Source organism: Vibrio sp. 10N.261.46.A3 (assembly GCF_041472995.1).
Classification (GTDB): Bacteria; Pseudomonadota; Gammaproteobacteria; order Enterobacterales; family Vibrionaceae; genus Vibrio; species Vibrio coralliirubri.
In genome coordinates this window covers 1-580 of sequence record NZ_JBFRRH010000190.1, presented here as the reverse complement: position 1 = coordinate 580, position 580 = coordinate 1, and the positions used below count along the sequence as shown (strand labels likewise).

Here is a 580-nt window from a genome sequence, read left to right as displayed (position 1 = left end):
CGGTGACGGATGATGTGCCAACCATCACTGATACGACTGTTGCGAGTACGTTTGTCGTTGATGAAGGCGATTTAGGCTCTGTTATCGCTCAGGCGACAGGTTCGTTTGTGACCACAGAAGGTGCAGACAAAGTTGAGGTTTACGAACTACGCAATATCTCAACGCTGGAAGCGACGCTATCGTCGGGCAATGAAGGTATTAAGATCACTGAGATCACAGGTGCCACTAACACGACCACCTACCAAGGGGCAACTGACCCAGGTGGGGCGCCAATCTTCACATTAGTGCTGACTGATGATGGTGCTTATACGTTTACCTTGCTTGGACCTCTCAATCACGCTACGACACCAAATAACCTCGATACATTAACAATACCGTTTGATGTTGTTGCTGTTGATGGTGATGGCGATGATTCTAACCAATATGTATTGCCAATTGAGGTGCTCGATGATGCGCCAACGATCACTGATACGACGGTTGCGAGTACATTTGTCGTTGATGAAGATGATTTTGGGTCTGTGGTGTCTCAAGCAACAGGTGCATTTGTTACCACAGAAGGAGCAGACAAAGTTGAGGTTTA

General features: G+C 47.2%; 1 protein-coding gene. It reads left to right on the top strand.

Features of this window, described 5'->3' with window-relative positions; all coding sequences use genetic code 11:
• A partial coding sequence (locus tag AB4484_RS26565; RefSeq protein ID WP_372081037.1) for a hypothetical protein occupies positions 1–580 on the top strand: 580 nt, incomplete at both ends.